The sequence below is a fragment of the Caballeronia choica genome (assembly GCF_001544535.1).
GTDB lineage: Bacteria > Pseudomonadota > Gammaproteobacteria > Burkholderiales > Burkholderiaceae > Caballeronia > Caballeronia choica.
In genome coordinates, this window is record NZ_FCON02000013.1 from 67712 (window position 1) to 85920 (window position 18209).

An 18209-nucleotide genomic window follows, 5' to 3' on the forward strand; every position below is an offset into this window, starting at 1 on the left:
AGACTTCGAGCAGTGTCTAACTTTGTGCGTTGGCATTTTGCCATATCGTTCCCTTGCACCGATAAAAAATATCCCCGGTCCTATAGACCCGCAACCTTATGTGGTGCTAGAGCAACAAGAAAGGGACAGGAAACAAATGGTGACTTATAGCGCGCGAAGGCCGTGCATTTTGCGTGCCAATCCGCGCGTCTTTTGAGCTTTTCCCGCTCGCCGGTTTTTATCGGGTCCTGATGAACGAGGCGGCATCATAGCTGTTTCACATGACGATTTCACTCGCTGTCTTGCAGCAATTTGTAAGTTCCCCTTGCATTCATCCGTGGCGTGCTTTCGCCTGTTTCCACCGGTATACGATCCAGTCCGGCGCCCCATTCCGTGCGCACTCTATGTATACGCGCCCCGTCCGGGCGCGGATGTCGCGCATGTTAGAATTGAGAGATTCGCTGCGTTCGCGGCGTCGTTGCGAAGCGGCAGCAAAACGATAATCAATCAGACTGCGGAGCCGGCCGGAAGGGCCTTCGCGGTTGCGCTGCCGCCGCCCAGTTCAAGACACGGATAATGGATCAATTCGCCAAAGAGACTCTGCCAATCTCCCTCGAGGAGGAAATGCGCCGCTCATATCTCGATTACGCGATGAGCGTGATCGTGGGGCGAGCGCTCCCCGATGTCCGCGATGGCCTGAAGCCGGTGCACCGTCGCGCGCTTTACTCGATGCACGAGTTGAACAACGACTGGAATCGCGCCTACAAGAAGTCGGCGCGTATCGTCGGCGACGTGATCGGTAAGTATCACCCGCACGGCGACGCCTCTGTATACGAGACGATCGTCCGGATGGCGCAGCCGTTCTCGCTGCGCTACATGCTGGTCGACGGCCAGGGCAACTTCGGTTCGGTCGACGGCGACAACGCCGCCGCCATGCGCTACACCGAAATCCGCATGGCGAAGATCGGCCACGAGCTGCTCGCCGATATCGACAAGGAAACCGTCGACTTCGGACCGAACTACGACGGCAGCGAGAACGAGCCGCTCGTCCTTCCGGCACGCATCCCCAATCTGCTGATCAATGGCTCGGCCGGCATCGCGGTCGGCATGGCGACGAACATTCCGCCGCACAACCTGCGCGAAATCGTCGATGCCTGCCTGCACCTGCTGAACAATCCCGAAAGCACGGTCGACGAACTGATCGAGATCGTGCCGGCGCCCGATTTCCCGACTGCCGGCGTCATCTACGGCGTCGCTGGCGTGCGCGACGGCTATCGCACCGGGCGCGGGCGCGTTGTGATGCGCGCAACCACCCACTTCGAGGAAATCGACCGCGGCCAGCGCATGGCGATCATCGTCGACGAGATTCCCTATCAGGTGAACAAGCGCACGCTGCTCGAGCGCATCGCCGAACTCGTCAACGAGAAGAAGATCGACGGCATCTCCGACATTCGCGACGAATCCGACAAGAGCGGCATGCGCGTCGTGATCGAGCTGAAGCGCGGCGAAGTGCCCGAAGTCATTCTCAACAATCTATATAAACAGACGCAGCTTCAGGACACCTTCGGCATGAACATGGTCGCGCTCGTCGACGGCCAGCCCAAGTTGTTGAATCTGAAGGAAATGCTCGAGTGCTTCCTGTCGCATCGGCGGGAAGTGCTGACGCGGCGCACTGTATACGAACTGCGCCGCGCACGCGATCGCGGCCACATCCTCGAAGGCCTGGCTGTCGCGCTCGCGAACATCGACGATTTCATCGCGATCATCAAGGCGGCGCCCACGCCGCCGATCGCGAAGCAGGAGTTGATGAACCGCTCGTGGGATTCGCAACTCGTGCGCGAGATGCTGACGCGCACCGAGACGGAAGCGATGGGCGGGCGCATCGCGTACCGGCCGGAAGGGCTGAATCCGGCGTACGGGCTGCAGGACGACGGTCTGTATCGGTTGTCGGACGTCCAGGCGCAGGAGATCCTGCAGATGCGCCTGCAGCGCCTGACAGGCCTCGAACAGGACAAGATCGTCACCGAGTATCGCGAGGTCATGGCGCAGATCGCCGACCTGCTCGACATCCTCGCGCGTCCGGAGCGGATTCGCCAGATCATCGTCGACGAACTCGGCCAGATCCGCGGCGAATTCGGCGACGACCGCCGCTCGCGCATCGAACTGAACGCCACGGAACTGAATACCGAAGACCTGATCACACCGCAGGAGATGGTCGTGACCATGTCGCACACGGGCTATGTGAAGTCGCAGCCGTTGTCCGAATATCGCGCGCAAAAGCGCGGCGGGCGCGGCAAGCAGGCCACGCAGATGAAGGAAGACGACTGGATCGACACGCTCTTCATCGCGAATACGCACGATCACATGCTGTGCTTCTCGAACCGCGGCCGCGTTTACTGGATCAAGGTGTACGAAGTGCCGCAGGGCTCGCGCAACTCGCGCGGCCGGCCGATCGTCAACATGTTCCCGTTGCAGGACGGCGAGAAGATCAATGTCGTGCTGCCGATCAAGGAATTCTCCGCCGACAAGTACGTGTTCATGGCGACCGCGCTCGGCACCGTCAAGAAGACGCCGCTGGAGGCGTTCAGCCGGCCGCTTCGCAAGGGCATCATCGCGGTCGGGCTGGACGAAGGCGACTATCTGATCGGCGCGGCCATCACCGACGGCCAGCATGACGTCATGCTGTTCTCCGATTCCGGCAAGGCCGTGCGCTTCGACGAAAACGATGTCCGCGGGATGGGCCGTGAAGCGCGCGGCGTGCGCGGCATGCAGCTCGAAGATGGGCAGCAGGTCATCGCGCTGCTGGTGGCGGGCGGCGAGAACCAGTCGGTTCTCACGGCGACCGAAAACGGCTACGGCAAGCGCACGCCGATCAACGAATACACGCGCCATGGCCGCGGAACCAAGGGCATGATCGCGATCCAGACGTCGGAGCGTAATGGCAAGGTGGTCGCCGCGACGCTCGTCGAGCCGGAAAGCGAGATCATGCTCATCACCAATTCCGGCGTCCTGATTCGCACCCGCGTTTCCGAGATACGCGAGATGGGGCGGGCAACCCAAGGTGTTACACTCATCAGTCTTGACGAGGGGACGAAGCTCTCGGGACTGCAGCACATCGCCGAGGCGGAAGCCGAGGTCGAGTTGGATGCCGACGTCGCAGGCGACAACGGTGCAAGCGGCGAGGGCGGTGAAGAAGAGAGCAACGGCGAAAATGGCGGTACGCCCTGAGCGCCTTTCACTCGCATAACTCGTGTTCTGTTTTTGAAAGCCTGAATGCATTAAGCTGCGCGACCTGTGCCTTGCCGCTCGCGGCTTTGCCCGCTGAACGGCGAGCGAAGCCGCGAGCCTCGGTCAAGGCTTGTCGCACAGCCGAGGATGAATACTTTTTAAAGGGAGTAATGATGCAAAAACGATTTAAACAGTGGATGTTGCTGGCTGCTTTCGTGCCGACTTTCGCGATGGCCCAGTCGCTGCAGAATCAAGCGCCGAACCAGGCTGCCGCTCCGATGGCTGCACCGGCAGCCGCGGCGCCGGTCGACTCGGCCAAGCAGGCCGCGATCAACGACCTGCTGGGCGCAATCGATGCGCAGAAGCTCGTCGGTGCCATTGGCAACAGCGCGCAAATGCAATCGAAGCAACTCGTCCCGGCGATCCTGTCGGACGCGCTGTCCGAAAACAAGACGATGAACGACAAGCAGAAGCAGGCCGCCGTGCCGGCGCTGCAGAAGAACGCCGTGCCGAAGCTGGTTGACTCGGCAGGCCAGGTGTTCGCCACGGATTCGTTCCGCCAGGACGCGATGAAGGCGCAGTTCGACGCATACGCGAAGTACTACTCGACGGACGAAATCAAGGACCTGACGGCGTTCTACAAGAGCCCGACCGGTCGCAAGTTCATCCAGGTTCAGGATCAGGTTGGCCGCGATGTCGTGAACGGCCTGATGCAAAAGTACATGCCGCAAGCCATCAAGGCGACGCGCACGCAGGCTGACAAGGAAGTGGCTGACGTCAAGCCGGGCAGCGTCAAGTAAGTCCAGGCTGGCCGGTTCACGGGGCGCCCGCGCGGCGCCCTCGGATTGGCGGGTTTTCAGGACAGTGCGATAATGGCTGTTTGCGTGCAAGCGCAAACAGCCATTTCTTTTCCGGGCGCGGTTTTCAGCATGCGTTGTTCCTTCCCGCCGCGCCTGGCCATTCGGGGTTCCTAGATGCGCGTGTTCAATTTCTCCGCCGGTCCTGCGGCGATGCCCGAAGAAGTGCTGCGCCAGGCGGCCGACGAAATGCTCGACTGGAACGGCAGCGGCATGAGCGTGATGGAAATGAGTCATCGCGGCGCCGAATTCATGTCGATCCACGAAGCCGCGCTCACCGATCTGCGCGAATTGCTGAAAGTGCCGGCGTCGCATCGGATTCTGTTTCTGCAGGGCGGCGGCATCGGCGAGAACGCGATCGTGCCGATGAACATGCTCGGCACGAGGAAAACCGCGGATTTCATCGTGACCGGCTCGTGGTCGCAGAAGTCATTCAAGGAAGCGCAGAAGTACGGCACGCCGCACATCGCCGCGAACGGCAAGACGGAGCAGGGCTTCACGCACGTCCCCCACCTCGCCGAATGGCATCTTTCCGACGATCCCGCCTACGTGCATCTGTGCACGAACGAAACCATCGACGGCGTCGAGACCTTCGAGATTCCCGACCTGGGCGATATTCCGCTCGTCGCGGATGCGTCGTCGCACATTCTTTCGCGCCCGATGGACATTGCCAAGTACGGCGTGCTCTTCGGCGGCGCGCAAAAGAACATCGGCATGGCGGGCGTCACGCTCGTGATCGTGCGCGAGGATCTGCTCGACCGCGCGCTGTCGATCTGCCCGTCGGCGTTCGAATGGAAGACGGTCGCCGAAAACAACTCGATGTACAACACGCCGCCCACCTACGCGATCTACATCGCGGGGCTCGTCTTCAAGTGGCTGAAGAAGCAGGGCGGCCTGGAAGCGATCGAGGCGCGCAACGTCGAAAAGGCGAAGCTCCTTTACGACACCATCGATTCGAGCGATTTCTACGTGAACAAGGTCGAGCGCCAGTCGCGCTCGCGGATGAACGTGCCGTTCTTCCTCGCCGACGAATCGCGCAATACCGATTTCCTGGCCGGCGCGAAAGCGCGCGGGCTGCTGCAACTGAAGGGCCACAAGTCCGTAGGCGGCATGCGGGCATCGATCTACAACGCGGTGCCGATCGAGGGCGTGAAGACGCTCGTCGAATACATGAAGGATTTCGAGCAGGGCCGCGCGTAACCAACTCGACGCGCGCGACTTGCACTCCGCACTCTGACTTGCCCTCAACCGCCCGCAGCAAAAACGCATGGACGACGATCTCAATTCAAGACTCAAGCCGCTGCGCGAACGCATCGACGCGATCGACGCGCAACTCATCGCCCTTCTGAACCAGCGCGCCGCGGTGGCGCTGGAAGTCGGCGAGGTGAAGAAGCATTTCAACGCGCCGGTGTTTCGCCCCGAGCGCGAAATGCAGGTCATCCAGCGCCTGCAGGACATGAGCGACGGTCCGCTTGGCGGCGATCACATCAGCGCGATCTGGCGCGAGATCATGGCCGCGAGCCGTGCGCTCGAACAGACGATCCGCGCCGCGTTTCTCGGGCCGGTCGGCACGTATAGCGAACAGGCGATGTTCGAATACTTCGGTCATTCGATCGAAGGCCTGCCGTGTCCGTCGATCGACGAAGTGTTTCGTTCCGTCGAGGCAGGCGCGGCCGAGTTCGGCGTCGTGCCGGTTGAAAATTCGGCGGAAGGCGCGGTGTCGCGCACGCTCGATTTGCTGCTGCAAACGTCGCTGACGATCGGCGGCGAACTGGCGCTGCCGATTCATCACAATTTGCTGACCGCGTCCGGCACGCTCGGCGGCGTGACGCGCGTCTGCGCGCATCCGCAGGCGCTCGCGCAATGCCAGCGCTGGCTCACGGCGAACGCGCCGCAGCTCGAGCGCCAGGCGGTGTCGAGCAACGCGGAAGCGGCGCGCATGGCGGTGAAGGATCCGACCATCGCGGCCATCGCGGGCGATCGTGCCGCGACGCATTACGGTCTCGGTAACGTCTTCTCGCGTATCCAGGACGATCCGCACAACCGCACGCGCTTCGTGATGATCGGCAAGCAGCCGACCGACGCGAGCGGCTACGACCAGACGTCGCTGATCGTGTCGGTGGCGAACGAACCGGGCGCGATGTTCAAGCTGCTCGAACCGCTCGCGAAGCACGGCGTCTCGATGACGCGTTTCGAATCGCGGCCGGCGCGCGTCGGTACGTGGGAGTACTACTTCTACATCGACCTCGAAGGCCATCGCGACGACGCGGCCGTGTCCGCCGCGCTCGCCGAACTCGGCCAGAAGGCCGCGTTCCTGAAGATCCTCGGTTCCTACCCGCGCGCGCGTTGAACCCGCCGGTGTTGAGCCCGCCCTGCCGCTGCATCGACTGGAGAGACATATGACATCGCAATTCGGCCCTTCGTACGTGCGCGCCATCGCGCCTTACATCGCCGGCCGGCCGATTTCCGAAGTGGCGCGCGAGTTCAGCCTGGACGAAACGACCATCGTGAAACTCGCGTCGAACGAGAATCCGCTCGGCATGCCGGCGTCGGCGAAACGCGCGATCGCGCTCGCTATCGAGGAACTGGGGCGGTATCCCGATTCGAACGGATTCGAGTTGAAAGCCGCGTTGAGCGAGCGTTACGGCGTGCCGCCGGATTGGATCACGCTCGGCAACGGCAGCAATGACATCCTTGAAATGGCGGCGCACGCGTTTGTCGAGAAGGAGCAGTCGATCGTCTACTCGCAGTATTCGTTCGCGGTCTACGCGCTCGCGACCCAAGGCCTGGGCGCACGCGCGATCGTCGTGCCGGCCGTGGCCTACGGCCATGACATCGACGCGATGCTCGCCGCCATCGACGACGATACGCGCCTCGTGTTCGTCGCGAACCCGAACAATCCGACGGGCACGTTCATCGACGGCCCGACGCTCGACGCGTTCATCGCGAAGGTGCCGCGCCATGTGGCGATCGTGCTCGACGAGGCGTACACGGAGTATCTGCCGGCGGACAAGCGTTACGACTCGATCGACTGGGTGCGCCGCTATCCGAACCTGCTCGTGTCGCGCACGTTTTCCAAGGCGTTCGGGCTGGCAGGCTTGCGCGTCGGCTTTGCGATCGCGCAACCGGAACTCACCGACCTTCTGAACCGGCTGCGTCAGCCGTTCAACGTGAATTCGCTCGCGCAGGCGGCCGCGGTCGCCGCGCTGAAGGACGAGGCGTTTCTCGAGGAAAGCGCGGCGGTGAATGCGCGCGGCTATCGGCGTCTGACCGAGGCGTTCGACAAGCTCGGCCTCGAATATGTGCCGTCCCACGGCAACTTCGTGATGGTGCGCGTCGGCAGCGACGACGGCGCGGGCGCGCGCGTGAACCTCGACTTGCTCAAGCAGGGCGTGATCGTGCGGCCGGTCGGCAACTACGGCTTGCCGCAGTGGCTGCGCGTCACGATCGGCCTCCCGGCGGAAAACGAAGCCTTCATCGCCGCGCTCGAAAAGACGCTCGCGACTGTTTGAACATTTGAACACCACGCGCCGAAAGGCGCGCTTTTAGCGATGTCCCGTGGCTGCATTCACCTTCAATAAACTGGTTATCTTCGGCGTCGGCCTGATCGGCGGATCGCTCGCGCGGGCTTTGCGCGAGCGGGCCGCGCTATCGGGCGAAATCGTGGGCGAAATCGTGGGCGTCGGGCGTTCGGCCAAGTCGGTCGAGCGTGCGCTCGAACTCCGCGTGATCGACTCGGCGGCTTCCCTCGACGATGACGGCGCGCTCGGACGTGCACTCCGTGGCGCCGACTTCGTGTTGCTCGCCGCGCCCGTCGCGCAGACCGGTCCGCTGCTCGCGCGCATCGCGCCGTTTCTCGACCCGGCCAGCCTCGTCACCGACGCCGGCAGCACGAAAAGCGACGTCGTCGCGGCGGCGCGCACGGCGTTGGGCGATCGCGTCGCGCAGTTCGTCCCCGGTCATCCGATCGCGGGGCGCGAGTCGAGCGGCGTCGATGCCGCGTTGCCCGATCTTTATGTGAACCGCAACGTCGTGCTGTGTCCGCTCGTCGAGAACCCGGACGAGGCGGTCGAACGCGTCGCCGCGATGTGGCGGGCGACCGGCGCCGCCGTGCACCGGATGAACGAAGCGCAGCACGATCGCGTGTTCGCGGCGGTGAGCCATTTGCCGCACGTGCTGTCGTTCGCGCTCGTCGAGCAGATTCTCGAAGCGCCCGACGCCGCGCTCAAGTTTTCCTTCGCGGCTGGCGGATTCCGCGATTTCACGCGCATCGCGGCGTCGAGCCCGGAAATGTGGCGCGACGTGTGCCTGGCGAACCGCACGGCGCTCCTGGCCGAGCTCGACGCGTACACGACCGTGCTCGCGCGCTTTCGCGCCGCCATCGACGCTTCCGACGGCGCCGCACTCGAAGCAGCGTTCGCGCGCTCGCGCGTGGCGCGGACCGAATGGCAGGAACGCGGCGGGCAGAAGCGCGCCGACGACACCCCTGCAAAATAAGGACTCAATCATGGAACACCTCGATCTCGGACCCTTTTCGCGCGCGTCCGGCACGGTCCGGCTGCCCGGTTCGAAGAGCATTTCGAACCGCGTGTTGCTGCTCGCCGCGCTGGCCGAAGGCGAAACCACGATCACCAACCTGCTCGATTCCGACGACACGCGCGTGATGCTGGCCGCGCTGGCGACGCTCGGCGTCGGCATCAGGAATGACGGCGATAAATGCATCGTGACCGGCACGGGCGGCGCGTTTCCGTCGAAGGCGGCGGAGCTTTTCCTCGGCAACGCGGGCACGGCGGTGCGGCCGCTGACGGCCGCGCTTGCCGTCAACGGCGGCGAATATCGCGTGCACGGCGTGCCGCGCATGCACGAGCGGCCGATCGGCGATCTCGTCGACGGCTTGCGCCAGATCGGCGCGCGCATCGACTACGAACAGAACGACGGCTTCCCGCCGCTCAAAATTCACCCGGCGCAGATCGCAGTCGACAAGCCGATCCGCGTGCGCGGCGACGTGTCGAGCCAGTTCCTGACGGCGCTTCTGATGACGCTGCCACTCGTCCGGTCGCAAGAACGCCCGATTCACGTCGAAGTGGACGGTGAACTGATCTCGAAGCCCTACATCGAGATCACGATCCGCCTGATGGAGCGTTTCGGCGTGCGCGTCGAGCGCGAGGGCTGGGCGCGCTTCACCATCCCGCCCGGCGCGCAGTACCGGTCGCCGGGCACGATCATGGTGGAAGGCGATGCGTCGTCGGCGTCGTATTTCCTGGCGGCCGGCGCGATCGGCGGCGGCCCGGTGCGCGTGGAAGGCGTCGGGCGCGCGAGCATCCAGGGCGACGTCGGGTTCGCCGACGCGCTGATCCGCATGGGCGCCAACGTAATGATGGGCGACGACTGGATCGAAGTGCGCGGCGTCGAATCCGACGACGGCCGGCTCACGGCGATCGACATGGACTTCAACCTGATCCCCGACGCCGCGATGACCATCGCGGTCGCCGCGCTGTTCGCCGACGGCAGGACCACGTTGCGCAATATCGCGAGCTGGCGCGTGAAGGAGACCGACCGCATCGCCGCGATGGCCACCGAACTGCGCAAGGTCGGCGCGACGGTCGAGGAGGGCGCGGACTATCTCGTCGTGACGCCGCCCGCCGCGCTCACGCCGAACGCCGCCATCGACACCTACGACGATCACCGCATGGCGATGTGTTTTTCGCTCGTCGCGCTGGGCGGCGTGCCGGTGCGCATCAACGATCCGAAATGCGTCGGCAAGACGTTCCCCGATTACTTCGACCGCTTTGCAACCCTGGCCCAGGCGTGATGCAACTGAACGATATGACTGTAATAACGCGCCGAAACGGCCATCCGCAATGAAGCCGACCCGTCCCTTTCATCAGACTCCGGTCATCACCATCGACGGGCCGACGGCGTCGGGCAAAGGCACCGTCGCGGCACTGGTGGCCGCGACGCTCGGTTTCCACCTGCTCGACAGCGGCGCGCTCTACCGGCTGACGGCGCTCGCGAGCATGCGCTACAACATCGACGCGGCGGACGCCGAGGCGCTGGCGAAGCTCATCGGCGCGCTGCACATCACGTTTCGCGAGGGCTGCGCGCAACTGGACGGCGTCGATGTGTCGGCGGACATCCGCGCCGAGCCGGTCGGCAACCGGGCTTCCGCGATCGCGGTTCATCCCGACGTTCGGAAGGCGCTGATTGCCCGCCAGCGGGCGTTCCGCAAGGTTCCCGGCCTCGTCGCGGACGGCCGCGACATGGGCACGGTGATCTTCCCGGACGCGACGCTCAAGGTCTTCCTGACGGCAAGCGCCGAGGCCCGCGCGGCCAGACGGCATAAGCAATTGATACAAAAAGGTTTTTCTGCTAATATGGAAGACTTGCTGAGAGATCTGCGTGAACGCGACACCCGCGACAGCAGTCGCACGGTCGCGCCGCTCAAGCCCGCAGCAGATGCGAAGACGCTGGATACCTCCGCCTTATCCATCGACCAGGCGGTCGAGCAGATCATCGGCTGGTTCAACCAGGTTCGCGTCTAGTGAAGAAGTAAAGATGTAGTAAAGGCGGGCAAGGTTTCGTCCGCTTGCAAGGTGCTCCGTGAGAAACACGGAGCGTATTTAAACCCCTTAACCCCGCGTGGCTCTCGCTCTTCTTGCCATCGGCCCGTTCAGATCATGGGCCGGCATCGCGAATCAGCCGTGCAAACATCGATTTTTATGTCCGACCTGCAAACCTCCACCCCGAATACCGAATCTTTCGCGGCTCTGTTCGAAGAGTCGCTGACCAAGCAGGACATGCGCGCTGGCGAAGTGATCTCCGCCGAAGTCGTGCGCGTCGACCACAACTTCGTGGTCGTCAACGCTGGTCTCAAGTCCGAAGCCTACATTCCGCTCGAAGAATTCCTGAACGACGCGGGCGAGGTAGAAGTGCAGGCGGGCGACTTTGTTTCCGTCGCGATCGACGCGCTGGAAAATGGTTATGGCGACACCATCCTGTCGCGCGACAAGGCGAAGCGCCTCGCTTCGTGGCTGTCGCTGGAAAAGGCCCTCGACAACAACGAACTCGTGACCGGCACGATCACGGGCAAGGTCAAGGGCGGCATGACCGTCATGGTCAACGGCATCCGCGCGTTCCTGCCGGGTTCGCTCGTCGACACGCGTCCGGTCAAGGACACGACGCCGTACGAAGGCAAGACCCTCGAATTCCGCGTGATCAAGCTCGACCGCAAGCGTAACAACGTCGTGTTGTCGCGCCGTGCCGTGATCGAAGCCACGCAAGGCGAAGAGCGCGCGAAGCTGCTCGAGACGCTGAAAGAAGGCGCGATCGTGGAAGGCGTGGTCAAGAACATCACCGATTACGGCGCGTTCGTGGACCTCGGCGGTATCGACGGCCTGCTGCACATCACCGACATCGCATGGCGTCGCGTGCGTCACCCGAGCGAAGTTCTGTCGGTTGGCCAGGAAGTCACCGCGAAGATCCTCAAGTTCGACCAAGAGAAGAACCGCGTATCGCTCGGCATCAAGCAACTCGGCGACGATCCGTGGGAAGGCATTTCCCGCCGTTACCCGTCGGGCACGCGCCTGTTCGGCAAGGTCACCAACATCACCGACTACGGCGCATTCGTCGAAGTGGAATCGGGCATCGAAGGCCTGGTTCACGTGTCGGAAATGGACTGGACGAACAAGAACGTTGCACCGTCGAAGGTTGTGCAACTCGGCGACGAAGTCGAAGTCATGGTTCTCGAAATCGACGAAGACCGCCGCCGTATCAGCCTCGGCATGAAGCAGTGCAAGCCGAACCCGTGGGATGATTTCAGCCGCAACTTCAAGAAGGGCGACAAGATCAGCGGCGCCATCAAGTCGATCACCGACTTCGGCGTGTTCATCGGTCTGCCCGGCGGCATCGACGGTCTGGTTCACCTCTCCGACCTGTCGTGGAGCGAAACCGGCGAAGAAGCCGTGCGCAAGTACAAGAAGGGCGACGAAGTCGAAGCCGTGGTTCTGGGCATCGACGTCGAGAAGGAACGCATTTCGCTCGGCATCAAGCAGCTCGAAGGCGATCCGTTCAGCAACTTTGTCGCGATCAACGACAAGGGCGCCATCGTCGACGGTACGGTGAAGTCGGTGGACGCGAAGGGTGCGGTCATCACGCTGACGGCTGACGTGGAAGGCTACCTGCGTGCGTCGGAAATCGCTCAGGACCGCGTGGAAGATGCGCGTAATGTGCTGAAGGAAGGCGAAAAGGTCAATGCGATGATCATCAACATCGACCGCAAGTCGCGTGGCATCAACCTGTCGATCAAGGCCAAGGATTCGGCTGAACAACAGGAAGCGATCCGCGGTCTGGCAGCATCGGACTCGAACGCCGCTGCCACCGGCACGACCAACCTCGGCGCGCTGCTCAAGGCCAAGCTCGACGGCCAGAACAGCTAAGCCTTAACGGCACTGCTGCAGTATGACCAAATCGGAATTGGTCGCCCAACTGGCGTCGCGATTTCCGCAACTTGTCCTCAAGGATGCGGATTTCGCAGTGAAGACGATGCTCGATGCGATGTCGGAGGCCTTGGCCAACGGCCATCGCATCGAAATTCGCGGCTTCGGCAGCTTCGGGCTCAATCGTCGTCCGTCTCGCGTGGGACGCAATCCCAAGTCGGGTGAGAAAGTGCTGGTGCCGGAGAAATTCGTGCCGCACTTCAAGCCGGGCAAGGAGTTGCGAGAACGCGTCGATGGCCGCGCAGGCGAGCCGATGAAGGCGTCGGACGACGAAGACGACGATCTCTGATCCACGTCGGAAGCGAAAGCCGCAAAGTCGGCCAGACGGCAATGACCGGAAAAAGCACCCTCACGGGTGCTTTTTTTTATCCACGCGCCCGGGACGTGCGCGCCGTCCACGCTGCGTCGGGAATGGGTGCAACTCTTGCTGTGTCGTTGCGGGAAGCCGTGAACGACTCCTACCGGCGGCAACCATTGCCCCTGTCGGCGATACGCATCAATTACAATACCGGTCACTTTCGGCCCGGGTGGCCGCTCCGCGCGGCTCAAGGCGCAGCAACCCGTCCGATGCCGTCTGCAACCGTCGTCGAGAGAGTCTCCATGAAATTTTTTGTCTGGCTGATCCGCGTCCTCGTGTTCGTGTTGCTGCTGGTGCTGGCGCTCGCCAATACGCAGACCGCGACGCTCAATTTCCTCGCCGGCTATTTCTGGCAAGCGCCGTTGATCCTGATCGGCCTGGCATTTTTCGTGGTCGGCCTGCTGGCGGGGCTGATCTCTGCGCTGCCCACGATGTTCCGCCTGCGCATGGAGAACGGGCGCCTCAAGCGCGAACTGCGCGTGGCGCGCGAGGCGCCGGTGGTGGTCGAAGAGCCGCCGATGCCGCCGCTCATCTGATCGGAACTGATCGGAACGCAGCCGGTGCGTCCATGATGTGCCGGCATCCAATCTGACTCACCGACTATTCGCATGGATCTAGACTTCTGGTGGCTGCTCGTCATTCCCGTCGCGTTCGCGCTTGGCTGGATGGCGTCCCGCTATGACCTGAAAACGCTGCTGTCCGAAAACGCGAATCTGCCGCGCTCGTACTTCCGCGGCCTGAACTTCCTGCTCAACGAGCAGCACGACAAGGCAATCGATGCCTTCATCGAAGTCGCGAAGCTCGATCCCGAAACCATCGAATTGCACTTTGCGCTCGGCAACCTGTTTCGCCGGCGCGGCGAGACCGACCGCGCGATTCGCGTGCACCAGAATCTCCTGGGTCGCGCCGACCTGCCGGTTGCCGAGCGCGATCACGCGCTTTTCGAGCTCGGCCAGGATTTCCTGAAGGCGGGCTTGCTGGATCGCGCGGAGGAAACGTTCCGCTCGCTCGAGGCCGGCGAATACGCGCTCGGCGCGCAGCGCGCGCTCCTGACCATCTACGAGATCGAAAAGGATTGGCCGAAGTCGATCGCGACGGCCGAGCGCATCGAGAAGATGGGAGCGCCGTCGCTCGCCAGGGAGATCGCGCACTTTCATTGCGAACTCGCGCAGGAAGCGCTGCAGCGCAAGAGCCCCGACGATGCACGCGCCGAGTTGAACATTGCGCTCGCGGCGAACCCGGACAACGTCCGCGCGACGATTCTCACAGGCGACGTCGATGCGGCATCCGGCGATCTCGTGGCGGCGATCGCGTGCTGGAAGCGCGTCGAGGCACAGAATGCGGCGTATCTGCCGCTCGTCGCCGAAAAGCTGATGAACGCCTATGTCAAGCTCGACCGGGCGGCGGAAGGCGTCGATTTGCTGACCGGCTACGTGAACCGCTATCCTTCGAACGACCTGCTCGACGTGGCGTTCAAGCATGTCGAGGAGCTTCGCGGACTCGACGCCGCCCATGCGCTCGCGCGCACGCAAATGCAGACGTCGCCGAATCTCGCCGGCATGTTGCGCCTGCTGGAAGCGCAGGAAGCGGGCGCCGAGGAGCCGCGTCGCAGCGAATTGCAACTGATGCGCACGCTCGTCAAACAGCGCACCAAGAACCTGCCGCGCTATACGTGTCAAACTTGTGGTTTCCGCGCACGTCTTTTCTATTGGCAGTGTCCCGGCTGCAGCGGCTGGGAAACCTATGCGCCGCGCCGCATCGAACCCATTGTCGCCGCCTGACGGCGCGGGCGTCGATCGACCGGCCGGCCGGGCGAGAAGCGAACGGTTGCCGGACCCACGCTCCCGGCCGTCACCAGCATCTTCGGAACAAACGGAACGCGTATGAAAATTACCATCGTCGGCACGGGATACGTCGGTCTGGTGACCGGCGCGTGTCTTGCCGAAATCGGCAACGACGTGTTTTGCGTGGACGTCGATCCGCGCAAGATCGATATCCTCAACAAGGGTGGCGTGCCGATCCACGAACCCGGCCTTCAGGAAATGTTGAAGCGCACGCGCGCGGCCGGCCGCATCCAGTTCTCGACCGACGTCAAGGCGAGCGTCGAGCACGGCGAGATCCAGTTCATCGCCGTGGGCACGCCGCCCGACGAAGACGGCTCCGCCGACCTTCAATACGTGCTCGAGGCGGCCCGCAACATCGGCCGCTATTCGAACGGCTTCAAGGTGATCGTCGATAAGTCGACGGTGCCGGTCGGCACGGCGCTGGAGGTTCGCAAGGTGGTGGGGGAAGAACTGAATGCGCGCGGCCTCGATGCGTCGGGCAAGTACGGCTTTTCGGTCGTGTCGAATCCGGAGTTCCTGAAGGAAGGCGCGGCGGTCGACGATTTCATGCGCCCGGATCGCATCGTGATCGGCCTCGACGACGACGAAGCCGGCCGCATCGCGCGCGAGAAGATCAAGCGGCTCTACACGCCATTCAACCGCAATCACGAGCGCACGCTGTACATGGACGTGCGCTCGGCGGAGTTCACGAAATACGCGGCCAACGCGATGCTTGCCACGCGCATCTCGTTCATGAACGACCTGTCGAATCTGGCGGACACCGTCGGCGCCGATATCGAAGCGGTGCGTCGCGGAATCGGCTCCGATCCGCGCATCGGCTACGATTTCCTGTACGCGGGCTGCGGCTATGGCGGCTCGTGTTTCCCGAAGGACGTCCAGGCGCTTGTGCAGACGGCGCGTGAAAACGGCCATCGGCTGCGCATTCTCGAATCGGTCGAGGAAGTCAATGACGCGCAGAAGGAAGTGCTCGTCGGCAAGATCACGAAGCGCATGGGCGAAGACCTGCGCGGGCGCTCGTTCGCGGTCTGGGGCCTGGCGTTCAAGCCGAACACCGACGACATGCGCGAGGCGTCGAGCCGCCGCCTGATCGAGGCGTTGCTCGCGCGCGGCGCGACCGTGCGCGCGTACGATCCGGTGGCGCAGGACGAGGCGCGGCGCGTCTTTGCCCTCGATCTCGCCGACCGTCCCGACGACATGAAGCGCCTCTCGTTCGTGCCCACGCAGAAAGATGCGTTGCCCGGCGCCGACGCGCTCGTGATCGTCACCGAGTGGAAGGAATTCAAGAGCCCCGACTTCAGCCACTTGAAGAGCGAGTTGAAAATGCCGGTCGTCTTCGATGGCCGCAACCTGTACGAACCCGAAGCGATGGCGGAACTCGGCATCGACTACTACGCAATAGGACGTCCCCATGTCGAACTCGACGGCGCCGGCTCAGGAAAGTAACCCGGCGAGCAAGCACGCGCCGATCCCCGTTGTGCCGCGCGCGCGGATCTCGGCGGCGCGCGTGCTGGTGGTCGGCGATGTGATGCTCGACCGCTACTGGTTCGGCGACGTCAACCGCATTTCGCCGGAAGCGCCGGTGCCGGTCGTGCATGTGCAGCGCAAGGAAGATCGCCTCGGCGGCGCGGCGAACGTCGCGCGCAACGCGGCGGCGCTGGGCGCGCAAGCCGGTTTGCTCTGCGTGGTCGGTCATGACGAACCGGGCGAACGCATCGTCGAATTGCTCGGCGAGAGCAAGGTCGCGGCCTACCTCGAACGCGATCCCGAACTCCTCACCACGATCAAGCTGCGCGTGCTGTCGCGCCAGCAGCAACTGCTGCGCGTCGACTTCGAGAACTCGCCGACGCACGAAGTCCTGCACGCGTGCCTCGCCCGTTTCGCCGACCTGCTGCCGCAGCACGACGTCATCCTGATGTCCGATTACGCGAAGGGCGGCCTGACGCACGTGACGCAGATGATCGCGGACGCGAAGCGCGCGGGCAAACCGGTGCTCGTCGATCCGAAGGGTGACGACTGGGACCGCTATCGCGGCGCCACGCTGATCACGCCGAACCGCGCGGAATTGCGCGAGGTCGTCGGGCACTGGAAGTCGGAGGAGGACTTGCGCGAGCGCGTCGCGAAACTGCGCGGCGAGCTGGACTTCGATGCGCTGCTGCTGACGCGCTCGGAGGAGGGCATGACGCTCTTCACCGACAATCGCGTGCTGCATACGCAAGCGGATGCGCGCGAAGTCTACGACGTGTCCGGCGCGGGCGACACCGTCATCGCAACGGTCGCGACCATGCTCGGCGCAGGCGTGCCGCTGATCGACTCGATCGCCTATGCGAACCGGGCGGCTGGGATTGTCGTCGGAAAACTGGGCACGGCGACGGTCGACTACAACGAACTTTTCGCTTGAGATCACCATGACCATCATCGTCACCGGCGCGGCCGGGTTCATCGGTAGCAACATCGTCAAGGCACTCAACGAGCGCGGCGAACAGCGCGTGATCGCGGTCGACAACCTGACGCGCGCCGACAAGTTCAAGAATCTCGTCGATTGCGAGATCGACGATTATCTCGACAAGACCGAATTCGTCGAACGTTTCAAGCGCGGCGATTTCGGCAAGGTGCGCGCGGTGTTCCACGAAGGCGCCTGTTCGGACACGATGGAAACCGACGGCCGCTACATGATGGACAACAACTTCCGCTACAGCCGCGACGTGATGGACGCGTGTCTCGAACAGGACGCGCAGTTCCTGTACGCGTCGTCGGCGGCGACCTACGGCGGGTCCAGCCGCTTCGTCGAGGAACGCGAGTTCGAGAAGCCGCTGAATGTGTACGGCTATTCGAAATTCCTCTTCGACCAGATCGTGCGGCCGGTGCTGCCGAAGGCGAAAAGCCAGATCGTCGGCTTTCGCTATTTCAACGTGTACGGGCCGCGCGAGACGCACAAGGGGCGCATGGCTTCGGTGGCGTTCCACAACTTCAACCAGTTCCGCGCCGAAGGCAAGGTCAAGCTCTTCGGCGAGTACAACGGCTATGCGGCGGGCGAGCAGACGCGCGATTTCGTGTCGGTCGAGGACGTGGCGAAGGTCAATCTGTTCTTCCTCGATCACCCGGAAAAGTCGGGCATCTTCAATCTCGGCACGGGACGCGCGCAGCCGTTCAACGACATCGCGTCGACGGTCGTGAATTCGTTGCGCGCTATCGAAGGTGAAGCGTCGCTGTCGCTCGCGGAACTCGTGCAGCGCGGGCTGATCGAGTACATCCCGTTCCCCGATGCGCTGCGCGGCAAGTACCAGTGCTTCACGCAGGCGGACCAGTCGAAGCTGCGCGCGGCGGGCTACGATGCGCCGTTCCTGAGCGTGCAGGAAGGCGTCGATCGCTATGTGCGTTGGCTATTCGGCCAGCTATAAAAGCACGCCTCGTTTTTTTAAACTGGGTCTCACGGTCAGCGATGAACGCC

The 18209-nt window shown here is 63.3% G+C and carries 15 protein-coding genes; all 15 read left to right on the forward strand.

Annotated features, from left to right (window positions below):
• Window positions 1-555: 555 nt before the first annotated feature.
• The 15 genes from gyrA to rfaD all read left to right on the forward strand — a co-directional run bounded on the left by gyrA (window position 556) and on the right by rfaD (window position 18159).
• Entirely contained in the window at window positions 556-3207 is a 2652-nt protein-coding gene (gene gyrA, locus AWB68_RS08475; protein WP_087643904.1) for a DNA gyrase subunit A, read from the forward strand.
• Window positions 3208-3380: 173 nt separating this feature from the next.
• Window positions 3381-4007: a DUF2059 domain-containing protein gene (locus AWB68_RS08480; RefSeq protein WP_087643953.1), complete on the forward strand. Its 627-nt coding sequence runs from the start codon at window positions 3381-3383 to the stop codon at window positions 4005-4007.
• A gap of 174 nt (window positions 4008-4181) precedes the next feature.
• Window positions 4182-5264: a 3-phosphoserine/phosphohydroxythreonine transaminase gene (gene serC, locus AWB68_RS08485; RefSeq protein WP_087643905.1), complete on the forward strand. Its 1083-nt coding sequence runs from the start codon at window positions 4182-4184 to the stop codon at window positions 5262-5264.
• Between the two features lie 67 nt (window positions 5265-5331).
• Window positions 5332-6414, forward strand: a complete 1083-nt coding sequence (gene pheA, locus AWB68_RS08490) for a prephenate dehydratase (protein ID WP_087643906.1) — start codon at window positions 5332-5334, stop codon at window positions 6412-6414.
• A 49-nt stretch (window positions 6415-6463) separates the two neighbouring features.
• A complete protein-coding gene (hisC, locus tag AWB68_RS08495) occupies window positions 6464-7576 on the forward strand; it encodes a histidinol-phosphate transaminase (RefSeq protein WP_087643907.1) in 1113 nt (370 codons plus the stop codon).
• A gap of 46 nt (window positions 7577-7622) precedes the next feature.
• Window positions 7623-8561 (forward strand): prephenate dehydrogenase, encoded by a 939-nt coding sequence (locus AWB68_RS08500; protein ID WP_087643908.1) that lies wholly within the window; start codon window positions 7623-7625, stop codon window positions 8559-8561.
• 10 nt (window positions 8562-8571) lie between these two features.
• Window positions 8572-9876 carry a 3-phosphoshikimate 1-carboxyvinyltransferase gene (aroA, locus tag AWB68_RS08505; protein WP_087643909.1) on the forward strand — a complete coding sequence of 435 codons (1305 nt, stop codon included), beginning with the start codon at window positions 8572-8574 and terminating at the stop codon, window positions 9874-9876.
• A 49-nt stretch (window positions 9877-9925) separates the two neighbouring features.
• Window positions 9926-10606: a (d)CMP kinase gene (gene cmk / locus AWB68_RS08510; RefSeq protein ID WP_087643910.1), complete on the forward strand. Its 681-nt coding sequence runs from the start codon at window positions 9926-9928 to the stop codon at window positions 10604-10606.
• A 159-nt stretch (window positions 10607-10765) separates the two neighbouring features.
• Complete coding sequence (gene rpsA / locus AWB68_RS08515) at window positions 10766-12499, forward strand: 30S ribosomal protein S1 (protein WP_200828657.1); 1734 nt, start codon at window positions 10766-10768, stop codon at window positions 12497-12499.
• Between the two features lie 22 nt (window positions 12500-12521).
• The gene (locus tag AWB68_RS08520; protein WP_062639358.1) at window positions 12522-12848 is read left to right on the forward strand and encodes an integration host factor subunit beta; all 327 of its coding nucleotides are present in this window, start codon (window positions 12522-12524) and stop codon (window positions 12846-12848) included.
• A gap of 311 nt (window positions 12849-13159) precedes the next feature.
• Entirely contained in the window at window positions 13160-13453 is a 294-nt protein-coding gene (locus AWB68_RS08525) for a LapA family protein (protein WP_087643912.1), read from the forward strand.
• Between the two features lie 72 nt (window positions 13454-13525).
• Complete coding sequence (gene lapB / locus AWB68_RS08530) at window positions 13526-14698, forward strand: lipopolysaccharide assembly protein LapB (protein WP_087643913.1); 1173 nt, start codon at window positions 13526-13528, stop codon at window positions 14696-14698.
• A gap of 102 nt (window positions 14699-14800) precedes the next feature.
• Entirely contained in the window at window positions 14801-16204 is a 1404-nt protein-coding gene (locus AWB68_RS08535) for a UDP-glucose dehydrogenase family protein (RefSeq protein WP_087643914.1), read from the forward strand.
• The gene (gene rfaE1, locus AWB68_RS08540; protein ID WP_235028259.1) at window positions 16170-17159 is read left to right on the forward strand and encodes a D-glycero-beta-D-manno-heptose-7-phosphate kinase; all 990 of its coding nucleotides are present in this window, start codon (window positions 16170-16172) and stop codon (window positions 17157-17159) included. The genes AWB68_RS08535 and rfaE1 overlap by 35 nt, the downstream gene beginning before the upstream one ends.
• A gap of 7 nt (window positions 17160-17166) precedes the next feature.
• Complete coding sequence (gene rfaD / locus AWB68_RS08545; RefSeq protein WP_087643915.1) at window positions 17167-18159, forward strand: ADP-glyceromanno-heptose 6-epimerase; 993 nt, start codon at window positions 17167-17169, stop codon at window positions 18157-18159.
• Window positions 18160-18209 lie beyond the last annotated feature (50 nt).